The following is a 23,880-nucleotide window of genomic DNA, read 5'->3' as shown; positions in this document are numbered from 1 at the left end:
CGGATGGGGTCTCCCCTGCTCGAGCGCAGCTGAGAGCTTGGGGAAGGAGCGTCGTCGACCGACGACAACGCCGCCAGGCGCCGCCCATCGGCACGTGACGCCGCCCCACCTGTGTGCGCGACCTCTAAGGCGGCTCGGGGCCAGGTGGGCGGTCGGGACTCGGTTGCGGCTCGGTTGCCCCACGGGCGGGCCGCACCGCCGAACGGCCGGATCCGGCCGCTAACCTTACGTATCCGTCCTGGCCAGGGATGAATTCCCACAGGTCGGACATTTATCGCACCCAACTCACGCGAAAGGCCTCGCCCATGGGCATTCGGAGCTTGCTGCGCAAGGTGTTCGGCCGCGACCGCGCGGAGCAGGACGCGCCGACGGCCACGGTCCCGCCCCAGACCGAACGCACGGCACCCGCGGAGTCGGAGCCGATCACGGTGACGGTGGACGAGCCGGTTGCGGAGACCGCCCCGGTACACGAAGCCGCCTCGGCCACCAAGGCCTCGGTACCGGCCCCCGCCTCTCCCCGGTCCGCCACCAGCACCAGCGGTCTGGCGTCGGACCTGGTAGCGGCGGCCTTCGACAAGGCGTCCATCCCCACGGTCCCGGCACAAGGCTCGGCCCCGAAGCCGAAGTCGGCGGAGCCGGAGGTCAAAACTGTGGAGCCGGTGGCTGCGGAGACCGACAAAGCAGAGGTCGAACCCGTCGCCGACGAGGTCAAGGCCGAGCCAGTCACTACGGAGCCGGAGCCGGAGGCCACGCCCGTCGCCGCCGAGACCGAGGTCGAGCCGGTCACTACGAAGGCGGAGCCCGAGCTGGAGACCGCGCCCGTCACCACCGAGACCGAGACCGACACCCCCGCCGAGACCCAGCCCCTCACCTCCGAAACCGAGCCCGAGCCGAAGGCCACGCCCGTCGCCGCCGAGGCCCCCGTCGAGACCGAGACCGAGCCGGTCAAGGCGCCCGAGGCCCCCACTGAGCCGGACGCGGCACCCGCCGCCGAAGCCGAGCCGGTGGCCGCACCCGTTGCCGTCGAAGTCGAGGCTCCCGCTGAGCCCGAGCCCCTCACCACCGAGGCCGAGGTCAAGACCCCCGCCGAGCCGGTGGCCGCACCCGCCAACGAGGCCGAGGCCGAGCCCGAACCGAAGCCCGAGCCCGTCACCGCCGAGACCAAGCCGGCGCCTACCGCCGAGACCCAGGCCAAGGCCAAGGTCGAAGTCGAGGTCGAGGTCGAGTCGGAGCCTGCGCCCGCGCCCAAGCCCGCGGCCGACACGGATCCTGCACCCGCGCCCAAACCCGAGCGTGAGCCCGAGCCCGAGCCCGCAGCCGACACGGCCCCCGAGCCCGCGCCCGACACCGCCCCCGAGTCCGCCCTCCCCCTCGCCCGGGTCAAGTCCCGTGCGCCCGGGCTCGTCGACTCGTACAAGGCCGCCCAGGCCGGGCTGGAGGCGCACGGGCTGACCGGGCTGCGCGCCACCGTCTACCTGGTCCTCGACCGCTCCGGGTCCATGCGGCCGTTCTACAAGGACGGCAGCGCCCAGCACCTGGGCGACCGCACCCTGGCCCTGGCCGCGCACCTGGACGAGAACGCCACCGTCCCCGTCGTGTTCTTCTCGACCGACATCGACGGCACCGGCACGGTCGACCTCACCTCGCACGAGGGCCGGATCGACGAACTGAACGCGGGCCTGGGCCGCCTCGGCCGTACGAACTACCAGCGCGCCGTCGAAGAGGTCGTCGCGCACTACGAGAAGTCGGAGGCCACCGGCCCGGCACTGGTGATCTTCCAGACGGACGGCCCGCCGGACGCCAAGCAGCCCGCCAAGCAGGCACTGGCCGAGGCGGCGCGGCTGCCGCTGTTCTTCCAGTTCGTCGCGTTCGGCGACGAGGACGCGAAGGGCTTCGACTTCCTGCGGAAGCTGAACGCCCCGAACGCCGGGTTCTTCCACGCGGGCCCCGCCCCCCGCGAGGTCGCGGACACCACGTTCTACCGCGAGGTCCTCGCCGCCCTCCCCGCCTGGATCGCGTCCCGCGAAGCGGCGGCCGAGGACTGATCCACCGGCAGGCGTACGGTCACGGCGAGCCCGCCCTCGGGGCCCGGCACCGCCGTGACCGTACCGCCGTGCGCCACAGCGATAGAACGTACGATCGAGAGTCCGAGCCCGGAACCCCGCCCCATCCGGTCCTTGCCCTCACCTCGCCGGAACGGCTCGAACAGCCCGGGGATGTCCGCCGTGTCCACCACGGGCCCGGTGTTGCGCACCTCCAGCAGTCCCGCGTCGCCGACCGTCACCAGCGACACCTCCACCGTCCCGTCGGGCACGTTGTACGTGACTGCGTTGGCCAGCAGATTCGCCACCAGCTGGGCGAGCAGCAGCCGGTTCCCCCGTACCGCACAGGGTTCGGCATCGACCGCCACGCCCGGGTGCAGGGCCGCTTCCTCCGCCACCACCTGCGCGAGGTCCACCGCTTCCCGCTCGCTCGCCGCGAGCCCGCGTTCACTGCGCGCCAGGACCAGAAGCCCCTCGATGAGCCGTTCGCTGCGCCGGTTGCTGTCCAGCAGCGTCTGCCGGGTCTGTACGAGATCCTCCTGGGTCGGGGCGTCCAGGCCGATCTGGATCGCGGCCCGTTGGGTGGCGAGCGGTGTCCGCAGTTCGTGCGAGGCGTTGGCGATGAACCTGCGCTGACTGTCGAACGCCTTCTCCAACCGGGCCAGCAGCGCGTCGAGCGTGTCGCCGAGCTCCTTCAGTTCGTCGTCGGGGCCACTGGCCGCGATCCGTTCGTGCAGGGTGTGTTCGGACAGTCGTCGCGCCTTCGCCGTCATGGCGTGGACGGGCCGCAGGAACCGCCCCGCGGTCCACCACCCCACACCGACCGCGCAGGCCGTCATGACGAGCAGCGAGGCCGCGGACCATATGAGCAGCTGATGACTGGCCGCGTCGCTGACGTTGTCGGTGAGGTCGTAGACGGTTGACGACCCGAGAGTCCGCCGGGTGACCAGGGGACCGTTCACCACGTAGCCGGGCTGGGCCACCGCCGCCGTGCGGGCGATGGCGCGCGCCTGGGATTCCGTACCCGCGCGGGAGGCCAGGTTGACGGTGGTGAGCAGCACCGCCCCGAGCACCAGGAACACCCCGCCGTACACGACCGCGATCCGCGTCCGGATCGTGGAGTCCTGAACACGCGGAAGACGAGGGAAGCGTAGGAAACGCAGGAGACGAGGGACACGCAGGAGACGAAAGACACGCCGCAGGACACGAGGGACGCGCAGGGCACCCGGAAAGCGCGACTGACGCTTCACAGGGCGTACCCCACACCCTGCACCGTACGGATCAGGGCCGGTTCCCCGAGCTTCCCCCGCAGCTTGCTCATGCAGACGCGAACGGCGCCGGTGAACGGATCGGCGTTGGCGTCCCAGGCCCGCTCCAGCAACTCCTCCGCACTGACGGTCCCGCCGTCGGCCTCCAGCAGCAGTTGCAGCACCGAGAACTCCTTCGGTGAGAGATCCAGCTCCCGGCCCTCCCGGAAAGCGGTGCGCCGTACGGTGTCGAGCCGTATGCCCTGCCGCTCCAGCTGCGGAGGTACGGGGCGGGCGCTGCGCCGCCGCAGCGCCCGGACCCGCGACACCAGCTCCGGGAACTCGAACGGCTTGCCCAGATAGTCGTCGGCGCCGAGGTCGAGGCCGGCAACCCGGTCCTCCATGGAACCGGCGGCGGTGAGCATCAGAATCCTGGTCCGCGAGCCGGCGGCGACCAGCCGCCGCGCCACGTCGTCGCCGTGCACCCGTGGCAGGTCGCGGTCGAGGACGACGACGTCGTAGTCGTGCAGCCCCAGGTAGGCGAGGGCGGCATCGCCGCTGTACACCGTGTCGACGGCGAGCCCCGCCCGCCTCAGCCCGGTGGCGACCAGCTCCGCCAGAATCTCTTCGTCCTCGGCGACCAGTACCCGCATCGTGATGTCCCCTGCCTTGTGCATGCGTGTCCATTCCCTCCCAGGATGCGTCTTTACTACCGGAAGGGATGTTTCGCAAAGGTCTCCGCGCCCAGCCCCGCGACACCGCCCCCATTCGCAGGTCGGTCTTAACGGTGTGAGTTGATCTTCCGCAGGCCGTTAGGATTTCGACCATGGCGGCCACTGGATCCGAGAAGCAGGGGGCGACGGCGTACTACGTCTCGACCCCCATTTACTACGTCAACGACGCTCCTCACCTGGGCCACGCCTACACGACCGTCGCAGGCGACGTGCTCACGCGCTGGCATCGCCAGCGCGGCGAGAAGGTGTGGTACCTCACCGGCACGGACGAGCACGGTCAGAAGATCATGCGCACTGCCGAGGCGAACAACGTCACCCCGCAGGAGTGGTGCGACAAGCTCGTCGAGGAGGCTTGGAAGCCCCTCTGGGAGCACCTGGACATCGCGAACGACGACTTCATCCGTACGACGGAGAAGCGGCACACCGACCGGGTGCAGGAGTTCGTGCAGGACCTGTACGACAAGGGTGAGATCTACAAGGGCGGGTACGAGGGCCCGTACTGCGTGGGCTGCGAGGAGTACAAGCTCCCCGGCGACCTCATCGAGGACGAGAACGGCGTCAAGCTGTGCCCGGTGCACAAGAAGCCGGTGGAGATCCTCAAGGAGGAGAACTACTTCTTCAAGCTGAGCGCCTACGGCCCGAAGCTGATGGAGTTCTACGCGAACAACCCGGGCTTCATCCAGCCCGAGTCCGCCCGCAACGAGGTCGTGAACTTCGTCAAGCAGGGCCTGCAGGACCTCTCCATCTCCCGCTCGACCTTCGACTGGGGCGTCCCGGTGCCGTGGGACGCGAAGCACGTCATCTACGTGTGGGTCGACGCCCTGCTCAACTACGCCACGGCGGTCGGCTACGGCGCCAACCAGGAGAAGTTCGACGGGACCTTCCCCGCCAACGTCCACCTGGTCGGGAAGGACATCCTCCGCTTCCATGCGGTGATCTGGCCCGCGATGCTGATGGCGCAGGGTCTGCCGCTGCCCGGCCGGGTCGCGGCCAACGGCTGGCTGATGGTCGGCGGCGAGAAGATGTCGAAGTCGAACCTGACGGGCATCAAGCCGCAGGATCTGACCTCGCACTTCGGCGTCGACGCCTACCGCTGGTACTTCCTGCGCGCGATCGCGTTCGGCAGCGACGGCTCGTTCTCCTGGGAGGACTTCTCCGCCCGCTACACCTCCGAACTCGCCAACGACTACGGCAACCTCGCCTCGCGCGTCGCCGCCATGGTCGGCAAGTACTTCGGCGGGTCGCTCCCGGAGGCCACCGCCACGGGTGACGCCGAGAAGGCGGTCCAGGAGGGGCTGGCGAAGGCCGTCGCCACGGCCGACCAGAAGATCGGCGAGGAGCTGGACTTCCAGGCCGGCATCCTGGCGATCTTCGACTTCGTGAAGCAGGTGAACGGCTACATCACGGAGCAGGAGCCCTGGAAGGTCGCCAAGGACACCTCTCCCGAAGGCCAGGCCCGCCTCGCGACGATCCTCTACACGGCCGCCGAGTCGCTGCGCGGTGTCGCGGTCCTGCTGAACGCCGTGATGCCGGAGACCTCGCAGAAGCTGTGGGACTCCCTGGGCGCCGAAGCGTCCCTGGGCGCGCTGTCCGACCAGCGCGTACAGGACGCGGGCACCTGGGGCCGACTCCCGGTGGGCGCGACGGTGACGAAGGGCGCGGTGCTGTTCCCCCGCCTGGAGGAGAAGCCGGCGTAAGCGACGGGCGCACGCACATACACACGGCGAAGGGCCGGGACCGCACGATGGGTCCCGGCCCTTCGCCGTGCTCTGCCGCCTTGGGGTCAGCGGACCCAGTTCTTCAGCGGCTCGGTGTCCAGTTCGATGCCCACCGGGTCGGGCAGTTCGACGGTCTTCCCGAACGGCACTGTCACCACCTGCTCGTACCGCACGCCGTCGGGCTGCGAGTGCACCTTGACCTCGCAGGTGTCACGGTCGATCAGCAGGTAGACGGGAATGCTGGTCTCGGCGTAGGCGCGCGGCTTCTCGACGCGGTCCCGGCGGTCGGTGTCCTCGTCGTACGAGGTGACCTCGACGACCATCAGGACGCCGTCGGGGCTGGCCCACTCGCCCTGGCCGACGAAGGTGTCGATCGGGGCGAGCGAACCATCAGGACGCGCATTGCCCTTACGGTGCGTTCCGATCCGCAGCCCCTGCCCGGCGAACAGCCAATGCCCCGGGTCGGCGTGCACGCACCTGCGCGTCAACCATTCGATGATCCGCCCGTGATTACCGTCCGACAGGGCCTTGGCCCCCGGTTTCCCGTTCAGGAACTCCAGGCGCGGCGCTTCTTCGTCGCGCATGGCGTGACGGGCAAGGACCTCGAAGACCTCCTGGGTCAGCACGCTCTCCTCAACCACGGTCGTCACTGCCTCCTGCTGGAAACCGGAAGCGTCCAGCGTACGGACCCATACCCCGGCCGGGGGCCCGGTTCATCGCTCGAGCCACTCGGCGTCCCCCATCACCACCACCGGGTTCTTCCGTGGGTCGAGCAGCCTCAGCAGTTCCTTCATGTGCTCCACGGGCAGCGAGACACAGCCCTGCGTCGGGCCGCCGTGGTCCACGTGGAGCCAGATACCGCCGCCCCGTTTCTGGCCGAGCGGGCGTTCGGGGTCCAGGGGCGAGACGCCGGGGGTCCGGTTGTAGTCGATCGCGACCACATAGTCGAAAGACCCTTCGAGTGGTTCGCCGTCGAACCCTTTGCCACCCACGGTGTAGGCGGGGTTCTGTTCGTACGGGAACACGGACTCCGGCGGCTTGAACAGCCCGCCCGCCGCCGTCAGTCCGTAGATCCCGACCGGGGTACGGAGGTCGCCCTCCCAGTGCTGGTCGGCCCACCCGTTGAGGCCGTTGTGGGTCCGCCAGCGGGAGGTGACCGCCCGCCAGCCCTGGGCCGGGTTGTCACGGGTGTACAGGACGGCGGTGGACAGGCTGGAGTTGTACGAGTCACCGGTGACGACGAGCGCCTGCCGGGTGTCGGCCGAGATCCTGCCCCTGGTCCGCAGCCCCAGCCCGGGGATCAGGGCAGGGCGAGTGCCCGGGGCCCGTGGCGCGGGCGCGGCGGCCCGCCCCGGCGGCCCGTCCGCCTTCGACCCGGCGGAGGAGGTGGACGGCGCCGGGGTGGCGCGGGAGGCGGTGTCGGTGATGGCCGTACCGCCGCACGCGGCGAGCGACAGAATCGCGGCAACGCAGGCACCTGCCCGGACGGCGTACGGGAGGCGACGCCGGACGGCCGACGGACGGGTCACGGACACGAGCACTCCTCAGCGGTCGTGGGCGAAGGCGGCACAGGCGGGCTCCCCGTCACGCTTCGTCCCGCTGAACCCAGTTAACGCCGCGACACGCGAGCGCGAATCCGCACGAGGGCCATACGGCGGTACCGCCCGGAGGCTGAGGACAGGTCAGCGATCCGTACCGTCGTGCAGCAGTCGCCGTTGCCAGGTAAAGCCGCGGGGGCTAAGCCGAAAGCAGCATCGCGACCATCACCATGGCAAGCAGCCCGATGTACGCCCAGGCGTAGGTGTGGTCGGGGATCCGCGGCGGGCGCCGCCGCAATACAGCGATCACCGGCAGAGCTCCGAGGAGCAGCGCCGAGGCGGCGCGGAGGTCAATGAGACCCACCATGTGCACGTGCGCGCCGGCGGGGGCGGGGACCGCGGCGCCGCCCAGGGACACAGCGGCGGCCGGGAGCGCGATGGCGAGGGTGAGAGGGTTGGCCAGCGCAGTCGCCACGTGCATGGTGTGCCCGGCCCGCCGCATCGCGGGGACGGTCATGACGCTGCCTCCCACGCCGAGGAAGGCCGCGACCGCGCCGACCGGCGCGCCGAGGACGACTGGCAGCGGACGCGGGGCATCGAAGGTCGCCTCGGCCAGGGCGCCCGGGCGCAGGAAGCCGGGACGCAGGAGCAAGTCGGCGATGGTGAGAGCGATGTACGCGACGAACGCCCAACGAGCCAGATCGGCCGGGGCGAGACGCGTGGCGAGCGCCCCAGCCGAGGCACCGGCGGCCAGCAGGAGGAGCAGCGTGCCGTTGCCGCGGAGCGCGAGGAGCACCCGTCGCGGTGTGACGGCTGTCGCGAATCCCGCGTTCACCACCATCACCAGGGCCGAGGTGGCCGTCGCCACCCGCATCGCGTCCGCGCCGAGTGCGACGTCCGCCCACACCACGACCGGCACCGTGACGAACCCGCCGCCGAACCCGAACAACACCGTCGTCGCCCCGGTGAGGAGTCCGATCCCGATCAACGCCACAACGTCCATGGGCCCCACCCCACCAGCTCCGACGGGTTTCTCGCATGCGATGGTCAGCACCGTTCTTTCGCGTCTCAGCCAGTAGGGTGGCTGGGTGAAGAACGTCTCCCTGGCCGACGTCGACCACGTCGACCGGGTTGTCCTGCCGATCGGCACCGACTACCCGCCCGGCCACGTACTGGACTGGCACGAACACCGGCGCGCGCAGTTCCTCTACGGCGCCACCGGGGTCATGGTCGTCGACACCGCCGAGGGCACCTGGACCGTTCCGCCCGAGCGCGCCGTACTGATTCCGGCCGCTACCCTGCACCGGGTCCGCATGCTGGGGGTGAGCACCCGGAGCCTGTACATCGAGCCGGATGCCGTCCCCTGGTGGCCCGTCACCTGCACGGTCGTGGACGTTCCGCCGCTGTTGCGCGAACTGCTCCTGGTCGCTGTCGAGTTCGAGATCGACTACAGCCTGTCCGGGCGGGAGGGAAGCATTGCCGCCCTCCTCCTGCACGAGATCGCCGAGCGCGCCCCGCTCCCGTTCCACGTCGGGATTCCCGCCGCCGCTGATCTCGCCAGTCTCTGCCGCGAGTATCTGGCCGCCCCAGACGCCGGCGTCACCAACGCCGCATGGGCCGCGAGGACGGCCATGAGCGAACGAGCCTTCACCCGACGCTTCCGCTCAGAGGCCGGTGACAGCCCCGCAGTCTGGCGGGCCCGCGCCCGCCTGCTCGCGGCCGTGCCGCTGCTGCGCACCGCGTCGGTCAGCACGGTCGGTGGCCGTCTCGGCTACGCCTCTCCCGCCGCGTTCACCGCCGCCTTCACGCGCGCCTTCGGCATGCCCCCATCCCGCTTCGCCGCCAGCCGCCAGGGCAGCGGTCCCAGCAGCAGCCGCAAATCCTGACGGCCCTCGTCTGGGGACACCTGACGGGAGTAGATACTGGCCCTGAATACAGCACGGATGCGGAGCACGCCAGTGACCAGCGACATTCGGATAGGGCCGCCCAGTTTTGGAAGCGAACGCGACATGCTGCGGGCATTCCTCGACTACCATCGCGCGACTCTCGCCATGAAGTGCGAAGGGCTTACCGACGAGGAGCTGCGGCAGCAGTCGATGCCGCCTTCCACGCTTTCGCTGCTCGGTCTGGTGCGGCATATGGCGGAGGTGGAGCGTGCTTGGTTCCGCCGAGTGTTCGAGGACAACGACGCGCCCATGGTCTGGTCCGACAAGATCGACTTCCAGGCGGCGTACGACGCAAGCGCGTCAACGCGGGACGAAGCGTTCGTAGCTTGGGAGTCCGAGGTGGAGAACTCGCGCCGCATCGAGCGGGAGGCTGAGTCCCTGGACCGGGCCGGGTATCAGCCAAGATGGGGCGAGGAGGTATCGCTGCGGATGGTGATGGTGCACGTGCTCCTGGAGTACGGCCGCCACAACGGGCACGCGGACTTTCTGCGTGAAGGTGTCGACGGGACCGTGGGCGCCTGACTCCGCAGGAGCCACCGATCTCCACATGCTCATCTGTTCCAGATAATCGCCCGCGCGTCTGGAAGGAGCGATTGCAACCTCGTTCTATATGAACAGAGTTGGACACTCTGTGCGAAGACCGACCGTGGGCATCGCGCCGCGGCCAGCGAACCCTTTGGAATCGATCGTCCAGACAGGGGAGGTTGGCGGGGCATGTGTGCGGGCTGTGCGTTGCTGCGAGGCCGCGGATGTCACGCCTCGCCGAACTGCCCGCCCTTCACGCCGCCCAGGAGCCGGCCCAGCTGAGCCGGGGTGACCGCCAGCTCCGTACCGGGGTCATCGCTCTCGCGGAGGCGTATCCGGCCGTCGGTGACGGCCAGTTCGACGCAGTTGGAGGAATCACCCCCGCCCGAGAACGAGGACTTCTGCCACGCGATGTCCTTTGTCATGCCGGGACCTTTCACATGCTCCGCACGAGGCGATGGATGAAGTCCCTCGACTCTATGACGCCCAACGAGACCGTCTCCAGCTTGCGCACGACCTCGCGGTACCGGTGATCCAACCACGGCAGCTGGATGACCACACGACGGCGATTGCCCCACCCTGCAGCGCTGAAGAAGACTGAGCCGAACGCCGCGTACAAGGTGCCCCTGGGCCCCACCCTGACCTGCGGCAGCTGCCGCACCTGGCTGCCCTGCCCCATAGCCGTGCGGCTCGGCCGTACCTGGCGGAAGGCACACCAAGTGGTGTGCGACCACTGAGGTCTTCTCGGCAATCTGGCCACCTCGTCCTCGGTGGGTGCGGTGATCACTCAGCGGTCTCGCACCCTGGCACCCATCCGGCGGCCCCGGGCGGCCGACGGACGGGTCACGGACACGAGCACTCCGAAGCGGTCGTGGGCGAAGGCGGCACAGGCGGGCTCCCCGTCACGCTTCTTCCCGCCGAACCCGGTTAACGCCGCCACTCGCGAGCGCGAATCCGCACGAGGCCATACGGCGGTACCGCCCGCCGGACACGCACGCGGAAGGCGCCCGGAACCGTTTCCTGGGTGTAGGGTCCGGGCTTCGTCTCCGCGGGGGGGTACGGAGGTCTGAGGGCCGGTCAGAGATCCGTGCCGTCGTGTGTCTCGTCCGGGTCCACACCCATCGTGATCGAGCCGACGACACCGCGCGCCATGTGGTGCTTGCGGTACGAGAGCTTCATCAGCTGGCGGTCACACTCCGATAAAGCTCACTGTTTCTGTCATGTCCGCCCGCCCGGTACGCAGCCGTGGCACGCCTTCCTTCTCGAATCCCACCGCGACACCGCAGAACAGTACGAGCCCGTCATCGGCTCCGACCATCTGGCTGACGGTCTTGCGATACATCGTCCACATCACCTGGGGGCAGCTGTGCAACCCTTCCGCCCTCAGCAACAGCATGACCGTCTGCAAGTACATCCCCGCGTCCCCCCACTGCCCGGGCCCCATCGTCCGGTCGAGGTAGCAGAACAGCACGACCGGCGCCCCGAACGCCTCCGAGTTCAAGGCAGCGATCTTTGTGGGCCTGTCGAGGTCGTCGCGCTCGATTCCCAGCGCTGTGTACCGCTGGGCGGCCGCGGCGGAAAAACGGTCCAGATACGGCGAGGTCAGTTCGGCCGGGTACATCGGATACTCCCGCTCATCTCCCGGGTCTCCCGCCAGTGCCCTGGCCGTCGCACGCCTCTTCAGTCCGGCCAAGGGCTCGCCGGTCACGACAAACACATGCCACGGCTGGAGGTTCCCGCTCGACGGTGCCCGCGTCGCTGCAGCCAGCACTCGTTCGAGTACCTCTTTGGATACCGGCTCATCGCTGAACGCCCGCACGGCCCGGCGGCTGTCCACGGCTTCATACACATCCACGTCTTCTCGTCCTCTCGCTCAACGACAACCGCTTCTCCACCGTCTTCAGTACACAAAAGAGGCAACACGTTGATCCGGATCGCACTTCGATCTGCGGCAGGCGGGAGCGCCGTTCCTCGGCTGGAGAGAGGTGTGTGGCATGCCTGCCGGCGAGGACATCCGGTAAGCGGCATGTGTGCGGGCTGTGCGTTGCTGCGAGGCCGCGGAAGTCACGCCTCGCCGAACTGCCCGCCCTTCACGCCACCCAGAAGCCGGCCCAGCTGAGCCGGGGTGACCGCCAGCTCCGTACCGGGGTCATCGCTCTCACGGAGCCGTATCAAGCTGTTTTATGCGGCAAGCTCGACGCGTGGACGATCTCCACATCGCGCCGGAACGAGGCGTGGTGCTCCAGCTCCGACAGATCCAGAAACGCCGGTGGCAGTACTCCCTGGAACTCCTCCCACCAGCCACGCGTACGGTCAGTCACCATCGCCGCGAGCGCGTCGATCAGTTCTTTGTCGGCGCAGGCGCAGTGGGCCGCGAGCCTTCGCAGCCGCTCTTCACTGACGCCGGCATTCCCAGCCTCTATCTGGCTCATCTGAGCAGAGTTCGTTCCGAGAAGTCCTGCCAGCTCCCGAGCCGTCATGCCCGCTGCATCCCGCAGCTTGCGCAACTCCACACCCAGGCGCACCTGGCGTGCGGTCGGCTGACTCCTCGCCGGCATACAAACGCACATTCCTCGCATCGGCCACTTCCCGGCGGCAACCAGCCGGAGCCGGTGATGGCGGCACGCAGCATCGTTCGCTACGAACGGCGGGCCGGGCCGCCAGGATCGACGCTGACAGACGGGTCAAACCCGTACGTCCCGCTGCTGCACTTCCTTGAGGACCGCCGCCACTGCGGCGAAGTCGTTATCCACGTGGAGCACGGTGTGACCATGATGGACCGCTGTCGCACACACCAATAGATCGATGGCGCCCGCCGCCCGGTGCTGCCCGTGCTGCGTGAGCTTGTACTGGGCCGTATCGACCCAGCGCCACGCGTTCTTGGGAACCGGCGAGAGCTCGCAGAGATCGTCCAGCTCTCCGGCCAACTCGTCGCGGTGGGCGGGGCTGGTGGCCGAGTACAGGAACTCAGTACGCGTGGGCTCGCACATGCGGAACACCCCGGCGGCGATGTGCCCTTCCCACGGGCGCAGCGCCCCTGGGGTGCGAAAAAGGTGCCACAGCGCAGAGGTGTCAACGAGATACGTGATCATTCAAACGCCGCCCGCCGCGCGCGCTTGACAGCGTCGTACGCCGCTGCGGCCTTCTCGAACTCACCGCGCTCGCCCCGCTGGGCCAGCTTCTCGGCAGCCTCAAGCCTCCTGATACGAGCCACATAATCCCGCAGGGCCGCGTTGACGGTCTCCTTCTTCGTCGTCGCGCCCATCAGGCGCATCGCCTCAGCCAGCGCCTCGTCATCCAGGTCGATCTGAGTTACGGACATGCTCACCACCTCCACCGGCCCACATCATGTACATAAATAAGATACATAACCAACATCTACTCGCGCTGGGCCACCCATCGAACCCACAGCCGAATGTCGGCGTGCCCTCCGACTCTTGCGGAGTCCAGTGCTCGTCAAGACGGGCTCACCGCTCACCCGCCGGAGATGGCGAACAGCCCCCGGCCGTCCGGCCGGGGGCTGTTTCACGTGGAACAGCAGCGGAACCGCTGACGCCTACTTCGCGCCGGTGTCCCTCGCTACCGAGTCCTTGGCCCCGGCCTTCTCCTTCGCCGTCGCGGCGGGCTTGCGGAGCTGGATGTTCAGCTCGCGCAGGCGGCTCTCGTCCAGCTCCGTCGGGGCGCCCATCATCAGGTCCTGGGCGTTGCCGTTGAGCGGGAAGGCGATCGTCTCGCGGATGTTGGGCTCGTCGGCCAGCAGCATCACGATGCGGTCGACGCCCGGGGCGATGCCGCCGTGCGGCGGGGCGCCGAGGCGGAAGGCGCGGAGCATGCCGGCGAACTCGTGCTCGACTGTCTCGCGGTCGTAGCCGGCGATCTCGAAGGCCTTGAGCATGACGTCGGGCTCGTGGTTGCGGATGGCGCCGGAGGACAGCTCGATGCCGTTGCAGACGATGTCGTACTGCCAGGCCAGGATGTCGAGCGGGTCCTTCTCCTCCAGGTCCTTCATGCCGCCCTGAGGCATCGAGAAGGGGTTGTGCGAGAAGTCGATCTTGCCGGTGTCCTCGTCCTTCTCGTACATCGGAAAGTCGACGACCCAGCAGAACCGGAAGACGCCCTCCTCGAAGTGGCCGGCGCGCTTGGCGGCCTCGACGCGGACGGCGGACATGATCTTGGAGACCTCGTCGAACTCGCCCGCGCCGAAGAAGACCGCGTGGCCGGGGACGAGGGACAGACGCTCGGTGAGGGTCTTGATGTCGTTCTCGGTGAGGAACTTGGCGATCGGGCCGGCAAGGGAGCCGTCCTCGCCGACGCGGACCCAGGCCAGGCCCTTGGCGCCGTGCTGGACGGCGTAGTCGCCGAGGCCGTCGAAGAACTTCCGGGACTGGCCGGCGGTGTCCGGGACCGGGAGGGCGCGGACGTGCTTGCCTGCGAACGCCTTGAACTCCGAGTCGGCGAAGATGTCGGAGATGTCGACCAGTTCCAGCTGGGCGCGCAGGTCCGGCTTGTCGTTGCCGTACTTCAGCATCGCCTCGCGGAACGGGATGCGCGGGAACGGCGAGGTGACGTGACGGCCGTTGCCGAACTCCTCGAAGAGCTCGGTCATCAGCTTCTCGATCGGTCGGAAGACGTCCTCCTGCTCGACGAACGACATCTCGACGTCGAGCTGGTAGAACTCGCCGGGCGAGCGGTCGGCACGGGCGTCCTCGTCACGGAAGCACGGCGCGATCTGGAAGTAGCGGTCGAAGCCGGAGATCATCAGCAGCTGCTTGAACTGCTGCGGGGCCTGGGGCAGGGCGTAGAACTTGCCCGGGTTCAGCCGGGACGGGACGACGAAGTCACGGGCACCCTCGGGGGACGTCGCGGTGAGGATCGGGGTCGCCATCTCGTTGAAGCCGAGGGCCACCATCTTGGAGCGGATGGAGGCGATGACGGCCGAGCGCAGCATGATGTTGCGGTGCATGCGCTCGCGGCGCAGGTCGAGGAAGCGGTACTCCAGGCGCCGCTCCTCGTTGACCCCGTCCTCTGCGTTGATCGTGAAGGGCAGCGGGGCGGCCTCGCCCAGCACCTCGACCTCGGTGACCTCGATCTCGATCTCGCCGGTCGGAAGCTCCGGGTTGACGTTGTCCGCGCCGCGCGCGGACACCTTGCCGTCGATCCGTACGACGGTCTCCTTGGTGAGCTTCGTCAGCGCCTCGTTGCCGGCGGTGCCGGGACGGGCGACGAGCTGCACCAGACCGTAATGGTCGCGCAGATCGATGAAGAGGATGCCGCCCAGGTCTCGGCGATTGTGCAGCCAGCCGCTCAGCCGGACGTCGGTGTCGACGTCAGAGGCGCGGAGCTCGCCGCAGGTGTGGGACCTGTACCGATGCATCGTCGTTCATCCAGTCTTCGCGGTTCGGGGTGGATTCAACCACCCCAGGCTACCGCCCGCGCCCGCACCGAATCATTGACATTGACATTTCAAGATCATCAAGTGTGTGACGGGCGCCCGGCGGACCGCGCCCGGACCAGTCCTGGACCTGCCCGGACGAGTCCTGGATCTGCCCGGACGGGCCCTGGGGGAACGACCTCGGTGGCTTTTGCGGAGCAAATCTTCTTAAAGTAGGGCAATGCTCACTGAGGACGTTCTGGCCGCGACCGCAACCGGTCTGTGGCGCTGGGACAACGGAGCCGGGACCGTCACGCTCGACGCGGAGGCGGCCCGGCTTCTTGAGATGCCCGCGGCGGCCGGTGTCTTCCGTGAGTCCGCGCTGCGTTCCCGTTGCCATCCGGTCGACTGGAACGAAATCAACGGGGTGGTGAATCTCGCGCTCGCCGAGGGCACCCTCGCCGAGGCCCGGCTGCGGATCGTGGACGAAAGCGGCCGGGTGCTGCGTACCGTACGCAGCCGTTCCAAGCCGCTCCCTCCCGAGGAGCCGGACAGCACGGCCTATGTGCTGGTCGGCACCCTTCAGGAGGTCGCCGAGCCGCAGCCCGGCACCACCGGGGCGCACACCCCCATCACCGGTGACTGGCGCCGCTCCCGCGAGGCATTCCTGCTGGACGCGGGCCGGGCGCTGGCCGAGGCCCGGTCGACGGAGGAGGTGCTGCGGGTCGCCGCCTCGCTCTCCATGCCCGGGTTCTCGCCGGACGGCCTGGCGGTCTTCGGCATCGCGGGCGGGCGGCTGACGGTCACCGGACACCATGGACACGAGGCGGGCGACGAGGACCCGTTCAACGACATGCCGCTGAAGACCGACTATCCAGCGGCCGAGGTCGTACGGACGGGCCGGGCGATCTATCTGCCCTCTCCCGAGGACTACAGGCGCCGGTACCCGACCACCTGGCCGCTCGCCAGTCCATTCAAGCGCCAGTCCTGGGCTTTTCTGCCACTGATCGTGGCGGGGCGGACCATAGGCGCCTGGATGGCGGGGTTCCGGCACCCGGTGTCGTTCTCGCCGGACGAGCGGTCCGTGCTGACGACGGTGGCCCGGATGCTCGCGCAGGCGCTTACCCGTGCCGGCGTCGCCGAGAACGAGCGGGAGCTGTCCCTGGGGCTGCAGCGCTCGATGATGCCGTCCCTCGGCCCCGACATCCCTGGGATGACGGTCGCCGCCCGCTACATACCGACCGGCGGCGGGCTCCAGGTCGGCGGCGACTGGTACGACATGATCCCGCTCCCCAATGGCCGCATCGCCCTCGTCATCGGTGACGTCCAGGGCCACGATGTGCGTGCCGCGGGCTTGATGGGCCAGTTGCGGATCGCCCTGCGCGCGTACGCTGCCGAGGGCCACCGCCCGGATGCGGTGCTCTCCCGCGCCTCCCGGTTCCTCTCCGGGCTCACCGACGCGTACGAGGACGGTGAGGAGACCGGGCCGCGCTTCGCGACCTGTCTGTACGCGGAGGCCGACCCGGAGACCGGCACCCTCGACATCGCGCGGGCCGGCCACCCCGACCCGGTGGTGGTGACCGCCGACGGGAGCGCGGTGATCCGCCAGACCGGGGGCGGGCTGCCGCTCGGCGTCGAGGCGGACGCCCACTATCCGACGAGCCGGCTCACCCTGGACGCCGGAGAAACGATCATGCTCTGCACGGACGGGCTGATCGAGACCGGCGGCCATGACATGGCGACGGGCTGGATGCGGCTGCGGCCGCTCCTGGAACAGCGCACGGCCGATCTGGAGAAGCTCGCCGACACCCTCGTACAGGCCGTGCACGGGCCGACGTCGCACTACACGACGGGGCCGCTGGCGGACCGCAGGGAGGACGACATCGCGGTGCTGCTGCTGCGGCGCGACGGGGGTGTGCGGCTGCAGAAGGCGTCGCGGCGCACCGCGCTGACCATCGAGCAGGCCGAACCGGAGCGGATCGCGGCGGCGCGGCAGCGGCTGCGGGAGCTGCTGCACGACTGGACGGATCCGGAGCAGGTCGACGCGGCGGTGCTGATGATCTCGGAGATGGCCACCAATGTCCTCGTCCACACGGACGGGGACGCGCTGATGGTCGCCCAGGCGACGGGCGAGCACGGTGAACGGCGACTGCGGGTGGAGGTGGCCGACGGCAGTGCCGAGCTGCCGCACAAGCGACAGCCCGGGGAGATGGCCTCCAGCGGGCGGGGGCTGGTTCTGATGGAGATGCTCGCCGATGCGTGGGGGGTGGATCCGCGGGGGGCGGGGAAGTCGATCTGGTTCGAACTGTACGAGTCGCAGGGGTCGAGGACGGCGGACTGAGGGGGCCTGGTTCGCGGCTGCCCCACCCGGCAGCCTCTCAGGTGGCTGGCGGGCCGGAACGCCCTCCGCGCAGTTCACCGACGATGCCGAAGGCCGCCGCGCAGGCCGGTACCGCGAGCAGCATGCCCAGCAGGCCCGCAACGCTGGCGCCCGCGGTGAGCGCGATCATGATGGTGGCGGGGTGCATCTGGACCGTTCGGCTCTGGATCATCGGCTGCAGGACGTGTCCCTCCAGCACCTGTACCGCGAGCACGACCCCCAGCGCCCAGAGCGCGATCACGAACCCCCGGTCGGCGAACGCGACCAGGACCGCGACCGCGCCGGAGAGAAACGCCCCGAGATAGGGGATGTAGGCACCGACGAAAACCAGCGCACCCAGCCCCACCGCGCCGGGGACGTTCAGGATCAGCAGACCGATGGTGATGCAGGTCGCGTCGATCATGGCGATGAACGTGGTGCCGCGCATGAAACCCTGGACGGCTTCGAAGGCCCGCCGCCCCATGGCCTCGACCTGTTCCCCGGTACCGCGCGGGGCGACCGAGTGGGCGAGGTTCACGGCCCGGTCGGAGTCGCGCAGGAAGAAGAAGGTCAGCAGGAGGGCGAGGACGCTGGTCGCGATCAGCGAGCCGATCAGGCTGATCCCGGAGAGAATCCCGCCCGCGGCGCTCGCCCCGAACTTCTCGGCAAGCTTCTGGGCGTTGGCGACGACGTCGTTCAAATTGGTGTTCTTGCTGATGCCGAAGTGGTCGACGACCCACTGCCCGGCGTCCTTCAGGGAGCGGACGATCTGCTCGCCGGTGTCGACGAGCGCGGTGACGACGATGTATCCGGCGCCGCCGACCACCGCGACGAGCAGGACGCAGGTGAGCCCGGCGGCCAGCGAGCGGTTCATTCCGCGGACGGTCAGCCAGCGGTGGACCGGACCGAGCAGCGCCGTACCGAGCAGCGCGAGCAGGATGGGGGTGACCGCGGTCTTGAAGACGACGCACAGCCAGACGGCGACCGCCGCGACCCCGGTGACCAGGAGAACGACACCGCACCAGGCCGCTGTGCGCCGCGCGGCATCGGGCAGGAGGGGCTTCTGATTTTGCACCCTCCCACCCGATCACAGTACGGGTGCGATGTCCCGCCTGCACTGCCGTACGGGTGCTAGATTGTCACATTTCAGCCACAGCTGTTACATTCCGTGAACCGCGGGCACCGTACCGAGACGGCCGGCCTGAAAGTCCTCGAAGGCCTGCTTCAATTCGGCCTGACTGTTCATCACGAACGGCCCGTAGTGCGCCATCGGCTCTCGGATCGGACGGCCGCCGAGCAGGACGACCTCCAGGTCCGGAGCGTTGCCGTCCTGCTTCTCGTCCGCGCGGACAGTCAGCGAGGAACCGGCGCCGAACACCGCGGTCTGCCCCATGTGTACGGGGCGCCGCTCCGCACCGACGCTGCCGCGTCCGGCGAGCACGTACGCGAGTCCGTTGAAGTCCTCGCGCCACGGCAGGGTCACCTCGGCGCCGGGACGGACAGTGGCGTGGATCATCGTGATCGGGGTGTGGGTGATACCGGGGCCCTCGTGCCCGTCGAGCTCACCGGCGATGACGCGGAGCAGCGCGCCGCCGTCCGGGGAGGCGAGGAGCTGGACCTGGCCGCCGCGGATGTCCTGGTAGCGGGGGTCCATCATCTTGTCGGCCTTGGGCAGGTTCACCCAGAGCTGGAGGCCGTGGAAGAGGCCGCCCGACATCACGAGGGACTCCGGCGGCGCCTCGATGTGGAGGAGGCCGGATCCGGCGGTCATCCACTGGGTGTCGCCGTTGCGGATGGTGCCGCCGCCACCGTTGGAGTCCTGGTGGACGAAGGTTCCGTCGATCAGGTACGTGACGGTCTCGAAGCCGCGGTGCGGGTGCCAGGGGGTGCCCTTCGGCTCTCCGGCCGCGTACTCCACCTCGCCCATCTGGTCCATCATGATGAACGGGTCGAGGTACTTGTAGTTGATCCCGGCGAACGCACGGCGAACCGGGAAGCCCTCGCCCTCGAAACCGCTCGGCGCCGTGGTGACGGCGAGCACGGGACGGGCTGTGGCGTCGCCCGAGGCGGCGATCTTGGGCAGGGTCAGCGGGTTTTCAACGGTCACTGCGGGCATGGGAGCCACCTCCGGGATTGTCCTGAGCCCCAATTTAGTTGAATGGTGAACATCCCGCAAGGCGTCATTCATTCCCGCACCGGCCACGACGACGAGAAGGGGCCCGTACCGCGGCGCGGTACGGGCCCCTTCTCGGAAAGATCCGGACGTCAGCCGTACATACGGCGCATCGCGAAGTCGACCATCTGCTCCACGGCCTTGGCGTCGAAGACCATGCGGTGCTCGCCCTCCATGTCGAGGACGAAGCCATAGCCGGTCGGCAGCAGGTCGATCACCTCGGCCCCGGTGATCACGAAGTACTTGGACTCCTTGCCCGCGTACAGCCGCAGCTCCTTGAGCGTGGTGAACATCGGGATCACCGGCTGCTGGGTGTTGTGCAGCGCGAGGAATCCTGGATTGTCGCCACGCGGGCAGTAGACCTTCGACGTCGCGAAGATCTGCTGGAAGTCCTCGGCGGACAGCGAGCCGGTGGTGAAGGCACGTACCGCGTCCCCCAGGGACGGCGGCGAGGGCTCGGGATACAGCGGCTGCTCGCCGTAGCCGCCACCCATCTGCTGCTGTGCACCCGGGTTCTGGTCGTAGCCGTACATGCCGCAAAGAGTAATCGGACACATCGGCCCTGGAGGGGTTGCGTCTTATTACTGGCGGGTAGCATCATCGGAGAGGTCAGCTGATATACGTACCGCCAGCTCGTCGCCCGCCCGGCCCATACCCCTTCCCGGGGCGCTGTGCGCCACTGCTATTGATTACGGAGCCTTCCCATGGGGCACTACAAGTCGAATCTCCGCGACATCGAGTTCAACCTCTTCGAGGTCCTCGGGCGCGACAAGCTGTACGGCACCGGACCGTTCGCGGAGATGGACGTCGAGACCGCGAAGAGCATCCTCGACGAGGTCAACCGCCTCGCCGAGAACGAGCTCGCCGACTCGTTCGCCGACGCCGACCGCAACCCGCCGGTCTTCGACCCGGAGACCAACACCGCACCGGTCCCGGCCTCCTTCAAGAAGTCCTACCAGGCCTTCATGGACTCCGAGTACTGGCGCCTGGGCCTGCCCGAGGAGATCGGCGGCACCACCTCCCCGCGCTCCCTGATCTGGTCCTACGCGGAGCTGCTGCTCGGCTCGAACCCGGCCGTCTGGATGTACTCCTCGGGCCCGGCATTCGCAGGCATCCTCTTCGACGAGGGCAACGAGGCGCAGAAGAAGATCGCCGAGATCGCCGTCGAGAAGCAGTGGGGCTCGACGATGGTGCTGACCGAGCCCGACGCCGGCTCGGACGTCGGCGCGGGCCGCGCGAAGGCCGTCGAGCAGGAGGACGGCTCCTGGCACATCGAGGGTGTGAAGCGCTTCATCACCTCGGGTGAACACGACATGTCCGAGAACATCATCCACTACGTGCTGGCCCGCCCCGAGGGCTCAGGCCCCGGTACGAAGGGCCTCTCGCTCTTCATGGTCCCGAAGTTCCACTTCGACTGGACCACGGGCGAGCTGGGCGAGCGCAACGGCGTGTACGCGACGAACGTCGAACACAAGATGGGCCTCAAGGCGTCCAACACCTGCGAGATGACGTTCGGCGACCAGCACCCCGCCAAGGGCTGGCTGATCGGTGACAAGCACGACGGCATCCGCCAGATGTTCCGCATCATCGAGTTCGCCCGCATGATGGTCGGCACGAAGGCCATCGCGACCCTGTCGACCGGCTACCTGAACGCGCTGGAGTACGCCAAGGAGCGCGTCCAGGGCTCGGACCTGTCGCAGTTCATGGACAAGACCGCCCCCAAGGTCACCATCACGCACCACCCCGACGTGCGCCGCTCACTCATGACGCAGAAGGCGTACGCGGAGGGCATGCGCTCCCTCGTGCTGTACACCGCCTCCGTCCAGGACGCGATCCAGGAGAAGGAGGCCGCGGGCGAGGACGCCAAGGCGCTGCACGGCCTCAACGACCTGCTGCTCCCGATCGTGAAGGGCTACGGCTCCGAGAAGTCGTACGAGCAGCTGGCGCAGTCGCTGCAGACGTTCGGCGGCTCCGGGTACCTCCAGGAGTACCCGATCGAGCAGTACATCCGTGACGCCAAGATCGACACGCTGTACGAGGGCACGACGGCCATCCAGGGCCAGGACTTCTTCTTCCGGAAGATCGTCCGCGACCAGGGTGCCTCGCTGAACGCCCTCTCCGAAGAGATCAAGAAGTTCCTGGCCGGCGCCCAGGGCGACGGGGAGCTGTCCGGTGCGCTGGACTCGCTCGCCAAGGCGGCCGTGGACCTGGAGGCGATCGTCGGCACGATGATCACCGACCTCACCGCGACCGGTGAGGACGTCAAGAACATCTACAAGGTCGGCCTGAACACCACCCGCCTGCTGATGGCCTCCGGCGATGTCGTCGTCGGCTACCTGCTGCTCAAGGGCGCGGCCGTGGCGGTCGAGAAGCTGCCCACCGCCTCCGCGAAGGACGTCGCCTTCTACCAGGGCAAGATCGCCGCCGCGAAGTTCTTCGCCGCGAACGTCCTGCCGGGCGTCTCCACCGAGCGCGCGCTCGCCGAGTCCGTCGACAACTCGCTGATGGAGCTGGACGAGGCAGCGTTCTAGCCTCCGCCCCCGCTCACGATCGCAACACGCACCGTCACCCGGACACGCTTTCGGGTGGCGGTGCTGTCGTATCAGCTGGGTACGCTGGCTGCAGCGCTCAGAATCCCGTCGACCGCCTGAAGCTCTCCGACCCGTGCGACATCGACCTCACCGCCATCGACCAGTTGTAGGCCCGGCCTCCCCGCACGCGCCCCGGCTCCGCGGACGTCCCGCGACCCCGGCCGCGGGGCGACGGTGAATCCGGCCGGTGCGGCCTCGTTACAGTGAGGAACATGAGTTCCTCCCTCCGCTTCGACCGCGGTCACACCGACGATCTGATGGCCTTCCTGATGGCCTCCCCCTCCCCGTACCACGCCGTGGCCACCGCGGCCGGGCGGCTGGAGAAGGCCGGCTTCCGACAGGTCGAGGAGACCGCGGCCTGGGACGGCACCAGCGGGGGGAAGTACGTCCTGCGCGGCGGTGCGATCGTGGCCTGGTACGTGCCGGAGGGCGCCGCGGCGCACACCCCGTACCGGATCGTCGGGGCGCACACCGACTCGCCGAATCTGCGGGTCAAGCCGCTCCCGGACACCGGGGCGTACGGCTGGCGGCAGGTCGCGGTGGAGATCTACGGCGGGACGCTCCTCAACACCTGGCTCGACCGGGACCTCGGTCTCGCCGGCCGGATCTCATTGCGCGACAGCACGCACCGGCTGGTGAACATCGACCAGCCGCTCCTGCGCGTGCCGCAGCTGGCCGTGCACCTGGACCGGTCGTCCAACACCGACGGTCTGAAGCTCGACCGGCAGAAGCACATGCAGCCGATCTGGGGGCTCGGGGACGTCGAGGAGGGCGACCTGATCCGCTTCGTTGCGGAGGAAGCGGGCGTCGACGCCGAGGACGTGACCGGCTGGGACCTGATGCTGCACGCCGTCGAACCGCCCGCCTACCTGGGCCGGGACCGCGAGCTGCTGGCCGGGCCCAGGATGGACAACCTGCTGTCCGTGCACGCGGCGACCGCCGCGCTGGTCGCCGTCGCCGGGCAGCCGGACTCCGAGCTTCCGTACATCCCGGTGATGGCCGCCTTCGACCACGAGGAGAACGGCTCGCAGTCCGACACCGGCGCCGACGGGCCGCTGCTCGGCACGGTTCTGGAACGCTCCGTCTTCGCCCGCGGCGGTACGTACGAGGACCGCGCCCGGGCCTTCGCCGGAACCGTCTGTCTCTCCTCCGACACCGGCCACGCGATCCACCCCAACTACGCCGAGCGCCACGACCCGACCCACCACCCGATGGTCAACGGCGGACCGATCCTCAAGGTCAACGTCAATATGCGGTACGCGACCGACGGCAGCGGCCGGGCCGTGTTCGCGGCGGCGTGCCAGCAGGCGGACGTGCCCTGGCAGACGTTCGTCTCCAACAACTCGATGCCGTGCGGCACCACGATCGGCCCGATCACCGCCGCCCGGCACGGCATTCAGACCGTGGACATCGGCGTCGCGATCCTGTCGATGCACAGCGCCCGTGAACTGTGCGGCGCGGACGACCCGTATCTGCTGGCCAACGCGCTGGCGGCGTTCCTGGCCGGCTGAGAGGCTGTCGGGTGGGCGCGCCCCGGCTCCCACCCCACGGCCGCGCTCCGCGAACTGGCCGGTAACCCTTCGTCGGCTCGACGGAACCTCCCGATATTCTGGGACTTCGCCCGTGCCCCACGCCG

General features: G+C 68.9%; 21 protein-coding genes and 2 pseudogenes. 8 read left to right on the top strand and 15 right to left on the bottom strand.

The window, feature by feature from the left end; translation table 11 throughout:
- Positions 1 to 305 precede the first annotated feature (305 nt).
- Positions 306 to 2,045 (top strand): VWA domain-containing protein, encoded by a 1,740-nt coding sequence (locus ABT115_RS03615; protein ID WP_351783585.1) that lies wholly within the window; start codon positions 306 to 308, stop codon positions 2,043 to 2,045.
- Here ABT115_RS03615 and ABT115_RS03610 read toward each other — a convergent pair.
- A complete protein-coding gene (locus ABT115_RS03610) occupies positions 1,979 to 3,223 on the bottom strand; it encodes a sensor histidine kinase (RefSeq protein ID WP_502969022.1) in 1,245 nt (414 codons plus the stop codon). The genes ABT115_RS03615 and ABT115_RS03610 overlap by 67 nt on opposite strands.
- 65 nt (positions 3,224 to 3,288) lie before the next feature.
- Entirely contained in the window at positions 3,289 to 3,942 is a 654-nt protein-coding gene (locus ABT115_RS03605; RefSeq protein ID WP_351783623.1) for a response regulator transcription factor, read from the bottom strand.
- Positions 3,943 to 4,115: 173 nt separating this feature from the next.
- Between ABT115_RS03605 and metG the strand changes: the two genes are divergently transcribed.
- The gene (gene metG, locus ABT115_RS03600; protein WP_351783583.1) at positions 4,116 to 5,720 is read left to right on the top strand and encodes a methionine--tRNA ligase; all 1,605 of its coding nucleotides are present in this window, start codon (positions 4,116 to 4,118) and stop codon (positions 5,718 to 5,720) included.
- 86 nt (positions 5,721 to 5,806) lie between these two features.
- On the opposite strand, the gene ABT115_RS03595 is transcribed toward metG, so the two are convergent.
- The 3 genes from ABT115_RS03595 to ABT115_RS03585 all read right to left on the bottom strand — a co-directional run bounded on the left by ABT115_RS03595 (position 5,807) and on the right by ABT115_RS03585 (position 8,282).
- Positions 5,807 to 6,325, bottom strand: coding sequence for a Uma2 family endonuclease (locus ABT115_RS03595; RefSeq protein WP_351783621.1), 519 nt, complete (start codon positions 6,323 to 6,325; stop codon positions 5,807 to 5,809).
- A gap of 129 nt (positions 6,326 to 6,454) precedes the next feature.
- Positions 6,455 to 7,276 carry a L,D-transpeptidase family protein gene (locus ABT115_RS03590; RefSeq protein WP_351783581.1) on the bottom strand — a complete coding sequence of 274 codons (822 nt, stop codon included), beginning with the start codon at positions 7,274 to 7,276 and terminating at the stop codon, positions 6,455 to 6,457.
- Positions 7,277 to 7,478: 202 nt separating this feature from the next.
- Positions 7,479 to 8,282 (bottom strand): sulfite exporter TauE/SafE family protein, encoded by an 804-nt coding sequence (locus ABT115_RS03585; protein ID WP_351783579.1) that lies wholly within the window; start codon positions 8,280 to 8,282, stop codon positions 7,479 to 7,481.
- Positions 8,283 to 8,367: 85 nt separating this feature from the next.
- Here ABT115_RS03585 and ABT115_RS03580 point away from each other — a divergent pair, with 85 nt between their 5' ends.
- Both ABT115_RS03580 and ABT115_RS03575 read left to right on the top strand, forming a co-directional pair.
- Complete coding sequence (locus ABT115_RS03580) at positions 8,368 to 9,165, top strand: AraC family transcriptional regulator (RefSeq protein ID WP_351783577.1); 798 nt, start codon at positions 8,368 to 8,370, stop codon at positions 9,163 to 9,165.
- 72 nt (positions 9,166 to 9,237) lie between these two features.
- Positions 9,238 to 9,747: a DinB family protein gene (locus ABT115_RS03575; RefSeq protein WP_351783575.1), complete on the top strand. Its 510-nt coding sequence runs from the start codon at positions 9,238 to 9,240 to the stop codon at positions 9,745 to 9,747.
- 230 nt (positions 9,748 to 9,977) lie between these two features.
- On the opposite strand, the gene ABT115_RS03570 is transcribed toward ABT115_RS03575, so the two are convergent.
- Entirely contained in the window at positions 9,978 to 10,175 is a 198-nt protein-coding gene (locus tag ABT115_RS03570) for a DUF397 domain-containing protein (RefSeq protein ID WP_351783573.1), read from the bottom strand.
- 144 nt (positions 10,176 to 10,319) lie between these two features.
- On the opposite strand from ABT115_RS03570, the gene ABT115_RS03565 reads away from it, so the two are divergent.
- Positions 10,320 to 10,487 carry a hypothetical protein gene (locus tag ABT115_RS03565; RefSeq protein WP_351783571.1) on the top strand — a complete coding sequence of 56 codons (168 nt, stop codon included), beginning with the start codon at positions 10,320 to 10,322 and terminating at the stop codon, positions 10,485 to 10,487.
- A gap of 340 nt (positions 10,488 to 10,827) precedes the next feature.
- On the opposite strand, the pseudogene ABT115_RS03560 reads toward ABT115_RS03565, so the two are convergent.
- From ABT115_RS03560 to aspS, 6 genes and pseudogenes are all read right to left on the bottom strand, one after another.
- Positions 10,828 to 10,932, bottom strand: a pseudogene (locus tag ABT115_RS03560) (dioxygenase); the annotation flags it as partial.
- Between the two features lie 7 nt (positions 10,933 to 10,939).
- Positions 10,940 to 11,605 (bottom strand): nitroreductase, encoded by a 666-nt coding sequence (locus ABT115_RS03555; RefSeq protein ID WP_351783569.1) that lies wholly within the window; start codon positions 11,603 to 11,605, stop codon positions 10,940 to 10,942.
- 334 nt (positions 11,606 to 11,939) lie between these two features.
- A pseudogene (locus tag ABT115_RS03550) lies at positions 11,940 to 12,308 on the bottom strand (helix-turn-helix domain-containing protein); the annotation flags it as partial.
- Between the two features lie 126 nt (positions 12,309 to 12,434).
- Positions 12,435 to 12,842 carry a PIN domain nuclease gene (locus ABT115_RS03545; RefSeq protein ID WP_351783567.1) on the bottom strand — a complete coding sequence of 136 codons (408 nt, stop codon included), beginning with the start codon at positions 12,840 to 12,842 and terminating at the stop codon, positions 12,435 to 12,437.
- Positions 12,839 to 13,072 carry a type II toxin-antitoxin system VapB family antitoxin gene (locus tag ABT115_RS03540; RefSeq protein ID WP_114249151.1) on the bottom strand — a complete coding sequence of 78 codons (234 nt, stop codon included), beginning with the start codon at positions 13,070 to 13,072 and terminating at the stop codon, positions 12,839 to 12,841. Before ABT115_RS03540 ends, ABT115_RS03545 begins: the two co-directional genes overlap by 4 nt.
- A 234-nt stretch (positions 13,073 to 13,306) precedes the next feature.
- A complete protein-coding gene (gene aspS / locus ABT115_RS03535; protein WP_351783565.1) occupies positions 13,307 to 15,124 on the bottom strand; it encodes an aspartate--tRNA ligase in 1,818 nt (605 codons plus the stop codon).
- A gap of 238 nt (positions 15,125 to 15,362) precedes the next feature.
- On the opposite strand from aspS, the gene ABT115_RS03530 reads away from it, so the two are divergent.
- Positions 15,363 to 17,462, top strand: coding sequence for an ATP-binding SpoIIE family protein phosphatase (locus ABT115_RS03530; protein WP_351783563.1), 2,100 nt, complete (start codon positions 15,363 to 15,365; stop codon positions 17,460 to 17,462).
- 37 nt (positions 17,463 to 17,499) lie between these two features.
- On the opposite strand, the gene ABT115_RS03525 is transcribed toward ABT115_RS03530, so the two are convergent.
- From ABT115_RS03525 to ABT115_RS03515, 3 genes are all read right to left on the bottom strand, one after another.
- Positions 17,500 to 18,555: an AI-2E family transporter gene (locus tag ABT115_RS03525; protein ID WP_351783561.1), complete on the bottom strand. Its 1,056-nt coding sequence runs from the start codon at positions 18,553 to 18,555 to the stop codon at positions 17,500 to 17,502.
- Positions 18,556 to 18,639: 84 nt separating this feature from the next.
- Complete coding sequence (locus tag ABT115_RS03520) at positions 18,640 to 19,596, bottom strand: pirin family protein (protein ID WP_351783559.1); 957 nt, start codon at positions 19,594 to 19,596, stop codon at positions 18,640 to 18,642.
- 149 nt (positions 19,597 to 19,745) lie between these two features.
- Complete coding sequence (locus ABT115_RS03515; protein ID WP_072487501.1) at positions 19,746 to 20,186, bottom strand: SseB family protein; 441 nt, start codon at positions 20,184 to 20,186, stop codon at positions 19,746 to 19,748.
- Positions 20,187 to 20,357: 171 nt separating this feature from the next.
- On the opposite strand from ABT115_RS03515, the gene ABT115_RS03510 reads away from it, so the two are divergent.
- Positions 20,358 to 22,184 carry an acyl-CoA dehydrogenase gene (locus ABT115_RS03510; protein ID WP_351783557.1) on the top strand — a complete coding sequence of 609 codons (1,827 nt, stop codon included), beginning with the start codon at positions 20,358 to 20,360 and terminating at the stop codon, positions 22,182 to 22,184.
- Between the two features lie 272 nt (positions 22,185 to 22,456).
- The gene (locus ABT115_RS03505; protein ID WP_351783555.1) at positions 22,457 to 23,755 is read left to right on the top strand and encodes a M18 family aminopeptidase; all 1,299 of its coding nucleotides are present in this window, start codon (positions 22,457 to 22,459) and stop codon (positions 23,753 to 23,755) included.
- Positions 23,756 to 23,880: the final 125 nt, after the last annotated feature.

Source organism: Streptomyces sp. NPDC001832, assembly GCF_040297265.1.
Lineage (GTDB): Bacteria > Actinomycetota > Actinomycetes > Streptomycetales > Streptomycetaceae > Streptomyces.
This window is presented reverse-complemented; position numbering and strand designations above follow the sequence as displayed.